The organism is bacterium (assembly GCA_012517375.1).
Classification (GTDB): domain Bacteria; phylum Hydrothermota; class Tepidihabitantia; order B3-TA06; family B3-TA06; genus JAAYVC01.
Genome location: JAAYVC010000063.1, coordinates 1 through 6,602, shown reverse-complemented (window position 1 = coordinate 6,602; position 6,602 = coordinate 1). Strand labels below are relative to the sequence as shown.

Annotated in this window: 6 protein-coding genes; all 6 read left to right on the top strand. The window is 47.2% G+C overall.

What is annotated here, in order from left to right; translation table 11 throughout:
* Positions 1-98: 98 nt before the first annotated feature.
* The gene (locus GX441_06910) at positions 99-2,495 is read left to right on the top strand and encodes an AAA family ATPase (GenBank protein ID NLI98374.1); all 2,397 of its coding nucleotides are present in this window, start codon (positions 99-101) and stop codon (positions 2,493-2,495) included.
* Between the two features lie 376 nt (positions 2,496-2,871).
* Positions 2,872-4,080 carry a hypothetical protein gene (locus tag GX441_06905; GenBank protein NLI98373.1) on the top strand — a complete coding sequence of 403 codons (1,209 nt, stop codon included), beginning with the start codon at positions 2,872-2,874 and terminating at the stop codon, positions 4,078-4,080.
* Positions 4,061-4,798 (top strand): biotin--[acetyl-CoA-carboxylase] ligase, encoded by a 738-nt coding sequence (locus GX441_06900; GenBank protein NLI98372.1) that lies wholly within the window; start codon positions 4,061-4,063, stop codon positions 4,796-4,798. Before GX441_06905 ends, GX441_06900 begins: the two co-directional genes overlap by 20 nt.
* Positions 4,795-5,559, top strand: coding sequence for a type III pantothenate kinase (locus GX441_06895; protein NLI98371.1), 765 nt, complete (start codon positions 4,795-4,797; stop codon positions 5,557-5,559). The genes GX441_06900 and GX441_06895 overlap by 4 nt, the downstream gene beginning before the upstream one ends.
* Position 5,560: 1 nt before the next feature.
* Positions 5,561-5,989, top strand: coding sequence for a tRNA (adenosine(37)-N6)-threonylcarbamoyltransferase complex ATPase subunit type 1 TsaE (gene tsaE / locus GX441_06890; protein NLI98370.1), 429 nt, complete (start codon positions 5,561-5,563; stop codon positions 5,987-5,989).
* Positions 5,986-6,602, top strand: a 617-nt coding sequence (gene tsaB, locus GX441_06885) for a tRNA (adenosine(37)-N6)-threonylcarbamoyltransferase complex dimerization subunit type 1 TsaB (protein ID NLI98369.1), incomplete at its 3' end; no start/stop codon positions are given. The genes tsaE and tsaB, both read left to right, overlap by 4 nt.

The window sequence follows — 6,602 nt, the reverse complement described above, 5'->3', positions numbered from 1 at the left end:
TCAGAGATTTACAAAGGGCGTGCCTTAGACACGCCCTTTGTTTTCATACATACTTTTTACCTGTTTGACAAGTCAGGCGTGATTTCATATACTCAATCATGAAAAAAGAGTCTGCTCCTTTTAAAAAAGGGAAACCTTCTATGAGGGAACAAAAGAGACTTGCACCTGAAAAACTTACCATGACCATGGACCCTTCCAGATTCAGCTTCAAAACAACCGATGAAATCGAGCCGCTGGAAGGTACAATCGGTCAGGAAAGGGGTGTAAGAGCCATAAATTTCGCATTGTCACACGGTATAAATGGTTACAATTGCTATGTTTCAGGTCCTATCGGCACCGGAAAAATGACCACCGTCATGTCTCTCGTCCGTCGCCGCGCAAAGGAGGAGAAGAATGCCCTCGACTGGGTATACGTCAACAACTTCGATAATCCCGGCGAACCACTTTCGATAGGCATGAAAACAGGGATAGCAAAACAGCTCGCATCGGCGATGGACGACTTCATCAAGGCTTGCAGAACTGATATCCCGGATGTATTTACGAGCGAGGATTACGCGAATCAGCGAGCGGAGGTAGTTAAGAATTTCGAGGCTAAAAAGGAGGAATTCTTCAAAAATCTCGCGGTCGAGGCGCAGAAACGCGGCTTCGCCATTCAGAGAGCGCCGACGGGTTTGTTCCCTATCCCCCTGAAGGACGGTAAACCGCTTGAGCAGCAGGAATTTCAGACACTTCCCGAGGATGAGCAGGAGAAGATACGCCAGGCCGGACAGGAACTCACCAACCTGATAGAGGAAATACTCTCAGAAGTAAGAGGCGTTGAGGATGATGAGAATGAAGCGCTCCTTGATTACGACCGTAAGGTCTCGTACTACGTACTCGGAAAGCTGCTTGATCCGCTCATGGAGCGCCACAAGGACGAAACAAGGCTGAGCAAGTATCTTAACTGGGTTAAGCGCGACATAGTAAGGCATATAGACCTTTTCAAGAAACGCGAGGAGGACGCTGAACAGGAAGCCCGTCTCAAGAGCCTTCTTGAGCGTTATCGCGTAAACGTATTTGTCGATAACTCAGGCAAGGAAGGCTCGCCGGTCGTCTTCGAGGACAACCCCAATTACTACAATCTCTTCGGTGCGATTGAGTACCGCAACGTAGCCGGCAATATGGTCACGGATTTCTCGAAGATAAAACCAGGTTCGATTCATAAAGCTAACGGCGGATACCTTGTAATACCTGCAAGAGAGCTCCTGACTGACCCCTTTGCATGGGAAGCCCTTAAAAGAACGCTTTTGTCGAAAGAGGCGAAGATAGAAAACATCTCTGAGAAGGTAAGGGGCGCGATAATTGAGACCCTGAGACCATCACCTATACCTGTTGATTTCAAGGTCATTCTTATTGGTTCGCCCCAGATATACGGGATGCTTCACGAACTGGACGAGGATTTCAGAAGACTCTTCAAGGTCAGGGCCGACTTTGACGTAACAATGCCCAGAACCGCAGATAATGAAACAGCTTATGCAAGGTTCGTCACAGCCCGCTGCAGACAGGACGGGCTGAGGGCGTTCGACAGAAACGCTGTGGCAAGAATCGTAGAATACGGCTCAAGGCTGGCTGAAGATCAGAAACTTCTTTCGACCCTTTTTCTGCATATTTCAGATATAGTCACGGAGGCAAGCTTCTGGGCAATGGATGCAAACTCACCGGTGGTTAGAGCCAAACACGTCAAGAAAGCGCTTGACGAAAAGATTTATCGCAGCCGCATGTACGAAGAAAAACTTGAGAATTTCATTCTCCGCGGGACTATATTGATTGACGTAGACGGCGAAAAGATAGGCGAGATAAACGGTCTAACCGTCATGTCCCTCGGCGACTACTCTTTCGGTAAGCCTGTAAAAATAACTGCCCGTACCTGGCTCGGAAAATCCGGAGTTATGCAGATTGAGCGCGAGACAAGAATGAGCGGACCTATCCACAATAAAGGAGTATTGATAATTTCCGGCTACCTTGGAGGAAAGTTCGCTCAATCGTTTCCTATGCCTTTATCGGCAAGTTTGACGTTCGAACAGCTTTATGATGAAGTTGAAGGAGATTCCGCATCGTCTGCCGAACTCTATTCTATTATATCTAGCATTGCCGGAATCCCGCTCTCGCAGAGCATCGCGGTAACAGGTTCAGTAAACCAGATAGGGAAAGTTCAGCCTATCGGCGGCGCTAACGAGAAAATTGAGGGTTTCTTCGGCATTTGCAAGGCAAAAGGTCTTACAAGCAATCAGGGTGTCATGATTCCAGAAAGTAATCTTGAAAACCTCATGCTCAAAGAAGAGGTCGTTGATGCGGTCCGCAAAGGCGAATTTCACATATGGACGGTCGGAAGTATTGAAGAAGGAATAGAGATTCTTACCGGCGTTCCCGCGAAGACAGTATTTGCTAAAGTGGAATCGCGGCTCAAGGAGATGAACGAATCATTCAAGCAGACTTCGGCAAAGAAGAAAAAATAACAAAGAACAATAATTCCGACTTAGTCAAAAACACTGGAATCGAAGATTCTCAGAATCTAAAGTACGTAGACTTGCTATGATATATCAGGGTAGAATGTCTTAATCTTCTCTGCGGGAAAACGACCACTTGGGATAAATTTAAGAGTCGGATGTTATTTAACTGACTTCAAAGATGTTTTTTACCCTGCAATCAACCATGTAAGAAACTCCCAAAAGTGCAACTCAGGATGAGGAAGGCGTCTCCGAGCAGAAGAAGCATATATTCATGTAAAAAACCTCCGATTCCGCGCTTCAGAGAGAACTGATATGCATGGTTCCTTGATGCGTTTCGCTCGCCGGTATTGACTTTTCCCTTACGTCGGTTAGAGTTGCATCTATGTTTTTAGTTATTTGGGGACTGTTTGGCTATACTCAACCAGGCGACACTAATGTTTACGCCGGAATGAACACATTCATTGCTCAGTTCTCAGACTACTGGGAGCAACAATACGAAAGCTCAAAAAACGGCTTCCGCACGTCTCAGGGATGTGTAGATCTCTCAGGATGGTATCAACTTTATGAACTTAAAGCGGAGGCGGAATTCAACAAAAGATTCAGTATGAGATACAGGTTTAACATGCTGCGCAACTACGACGACACGATTACCGAACACCGGTTCGAACCAACTATGATGGTTATTCCTTCATTGTACACTCATCTGGTGATCACGCCTTACTATAAAAAGAACTACAACGAAGCCGGAGCTGGCATATCGTTCAGACAAGAAGACAGAAACTGGCTGGCTTTTTACTGTCTCGCTCAGAGATTCGACCACGGATTCAGTCTCATGTATACAAAGCCGGGTCCTGACCGCGACCTCTTCCGCCGAATTCCGCTTAAGTTTGAAATTGACGCACGGGGAGAACTCGAATGGCTGCGTGCAAGGTTTCACGGAGAGTTAGGCACCAAGGCTAACCAGTATCTTGACTGGCCTGATAGCATGCAGTACGTGTGGGATAAGATTTATGATAGAAGCCGTGCATGGGGCAGGCTCGAGTTAAGACCTTTCAACGGGTTTTGGGCGGGTACAAGATTTGAAGCGCGACTCGAACGTGAAGAAACAACGTGGCCCGGTAAAAACCTCGTCACTTTTGATACCTTGCGTTATCTGTGGTTGGAGCCATTCGTATCTTTCTGGCCCACGGCAAGACTCGAATTAAGAGGTGCATACCGATTCTGGGACGTCTCAAGAAAAATGGATTCGGTTACATACTACAGCGACTACGACATCCTCTCTACGCTTTTAAGCTGGCAGGCAACCGATTTTCTCCTTTTTGAGGCTGGCTACCAGCAGTCCAAACGCACCCGATACAATAACGACACGACTATCCTCGAGCCCTGGAAGGGACCCCCTGGATACATACAAAGACGTCTGCTGTTTGCGCTTGAGCTGCGGCTTAAATCTGGTATGATGCTTTCCATCAAGGAAGGCATCGAGATGAACAACTTCCCTGTTGAGACCTTTCAACATCCGCACAACCATACCTATGTTTCCCTTTACATGCCTTTGTCATTACTGAGCAAGGATGAATACGGAAAGGATTAAAAGAGCGCTGGGGCTTTCTCTGGTCGATTTCATAGATGAGTTGGAATCAACTCAGGATGCAGCCAGGAATATCAAACTACCTCCTCCCTATCTCGTGTGTGCCGGAAGACAGACAAAAGGAAGAGGAAGAATGGGGAGGGCGTGGCATTCGGAGGATGGCGGGCTCTACTTTACCCTTGTAGTCGAAAGAATAGTAGAAGACTGGGCTATCCCACTTGTAAGCGCATATTACATTTTGGATGAGCTTTCGCATATTGCTAATAATCTTAACTTGAAGTGGCCGAACGATATTCTTTCCAAAGGGGCAAAACTTGCAGGCGTACTCGCCGAGGGATGGCGGACGGAAAATGGAGCCTTAACCGGCATAGGCGTTGGCGTAAATGTAAACCAGGAATGGCTTTCTGATGAATTCTTAATGCCGGCCACATCGCTTTTTCTTATTACAGGGAGAGTCTTCGATATAGAAGACATACTGCTACGCCTCGGTGCCGCAACGCTAGAGGGTTTTTATGATTTAAAAAATCAAAAATTCAGAGGTCTTTATTCCCGGATTAAAGATATACTTCTTGTGAACCGTCAGAAGATCAACTACCACAATGGAAAGGAGATTGTTCCAGGAATTCTGTCGGATATAGACGAATTCGGAAACGGAGTCGTCGAAACCGATGATAACAAAACCATTAAGCTTTCATTGATGCATATAACAGGAGCCTTATGATAATTCTCGTTGATGTAGGAAATTCGGCGACAAAAATCGCCGCAGCGGAAAACGGGAAGATCGTTTCGGTTACAAGAATTACGACTGAACCAGAAAGAACACCGGATGAGCTCTATGTTTTTTTAAAGACCCTTGGCATATCAGAACCAAGGGACGCCGCAATCTCTTCTGTTGTTCCTTCGCTTACGCCGAAATTCGTTTCTATGTTCCGGAACAGAATGAACCTTGGAAGCCCGTTGGTTGTTACTCCCTACATAGCCACGGGAATCGAGTTGAGCTACAGGAATATATCCACCTTGGGCCCGGACAGGATTGCCAACGCCGTAGCCGCATTTTTCGAGTACGGAAAAGATGTAGCCGTTGTTGATTTCGGAACGGCAACGACCATTGATTTTGTCACTGCAGACGGCAAATTCCTTGGAGGCATTATCGCGCCAGGTCTGGAAGCAAGCCTTCAGCATCTTGTCTCGTCAACATCGAGGCTTTTCGAGGTCGATCTTGTAAAACCAACCCGTTATGTAGGCCGGTCAACCGAAGAATGCATGCAGTCCGGCTCTTATCTTTTAACTTTGGGATTAGTTGAAGCGGCAAGGACCGCCGTAAGAAAGGAAACCAAGATAGATTTCACATTCGTCGCCACAGGAGGGCTTGCAGAACGTTTCGCTCCACTTGCATCCGCTATCGGAATCATAGACAGGGATCTCACGCTAAAAGGATGCTGGCACCTTTACAGGCTTAACAAACAGGAACACCAAGGTTAAAATGAAGTGTTTTGAGACAACGAGCGCCGAGGAGACTAAGTCGTTAGGAACGCGCATTTCAGGTTTTCTAAAACCAGGCGATATTCTGGCGCTGATAGGCGAACTTGGCTCAGGCAAAACAACATTGATCCAGGGCATTCTCAAGGGTCTCGGCTTCGAAGGACGCGTACAGAGTCCCTCCTTTATAATAGTAAGAACCTACAATACTGACCCGGAAGTAAAGCACGTCGATCTCTACAGGCTTGAAGGTAAGGCTCTAGAAGAATTGCACCTTGAGGAAATATACTCCAGGGCCGGTATAATGATAGTCGAATGGGCCGACCGTTCGCCCTGGCTGCCTTCTGGCACCAGTTTGATAATGATCGAGTTTGAAGCAGAGAACGGACGAAAATTCCGGTTTGAAGGCCCCATTGAGGAACGAATGAAGTGAGCGTCATCCTCGCGTTGGAAACATCCTCCAGATGGACAGGCGTAGCGATTGCAGAAGATGGGGTGTTGCTTTCCGATGAAACAAAAGAGACTCAATCAAGCCACAACGAAGCGCTTGCCGGAATGGTAAAAGTAGTATTGGAGAAAAGCGGTAAAAAAATGGAAGATACGGAATCAATAGCCGTATCAATCGGACCCGGTTCCTTCACCGCATTAAGGATAGGACTGCTTATGGCAAAAGGAATCGCCTTAGTCAGCGGATTGAAGATCATTCCGGTAATGACGCTCGATGTGTTGAACGCAAGCCTGGAGACGCAGAAGGACGATGAGCTTCGAATCCCCGTAATGGACGCATACAAGGGCGAACTCTTTGCAGGCTTATACAAGGGAAGAACCAGACTCGGCGGGCCAGCAGTAATCGCGCCTCTGTCTCTCGGCGAATTCGCGAACGAAGGTAAAACGGTTAAGGTTTTCGGCCCAGGGTTTGCAAGATACGAAGCGGAGATAACCCAGTCCCTCGGCTCAAGACTGGCGACCGCTAAAGACAAAGAAGTAATCCCTTCGGCAGCTTCGCTTGCTCTTCTTGCCTGCGATATGAAAGACCAGGCCTGTGA